This window comes from Streptococcus mitis, from assembly GCF_946190065.1.
Classification (GTDB): domain Bacteria; phylum Bacillota; class Bacilli; order Lactobacillales; family Streptococcaceae; genus Streptococcus; species Streptococcus mitis_DE.
Genome location: NZ_CAMHZD010000052.1, coordinates 1 through 542 on the forward strand (window position 1 = coordinate 1; position 542 = coordinate 542).

Consider the following 542-nt stretch of genomic DNA (forward strand, 5'->3'; position numbering starts at 1 on the left):
TTGCCTTCTTCATCTACATAACTTGTTACGACTTGACGGTATACATGCGTTGTATTGCCTTTGTCGTCTTTCTTCGTTTCTTTGTAAATGTACTCTGGAATGTCTTTCTTATCTTTCGTTCCTTTGTCTGAAGGGTTAATTTCTTTGCCTTCTTCATCTACATAACTTGTTACAACTTTACGGTATACATACTCAACTGTTGTAACTCCTGTATTGACTTTTCCTGTTTCAGAAGCTGATGTTTCAGATTTTTTCACGAATTCATAAACATCACCATTGGCAGTTGTGATTGTTTCTGGTTTTAAGTCTGGTGTGTTGGTGTTGTACTCTTTACCTGTTGGACTTTGAGTTTCAGCTTTGACACTTGTCTTACCTTCAATCGCATTTCCTTCAGTATCTGTATAGTTTACTGTTACGTCACCTTTTTGTAACTCATACTCATAAGTAACTGTTTGTTTTTCTGTAGTTACTTTACCTGTTTCTGTAGCTGAACCTTCTTTTAGTCCATTATTTGTTTTAACTAATTCATAGACTAAGCCGTC

At 35.6% G+C, this 542-nt stretch carries 1 protein-coding gene; it reads right to left on the bottom strand.

The genetic code is table 11. From position 1 onward, the window contains the following. Positions 1-542, bottom strand: a 542-nt coding sequence (locus OCF96_RS09885) for a MucBP domain-containing protein (protein ID WP_261447058.1), incomplete at both ends; no start/stop codon positions are given.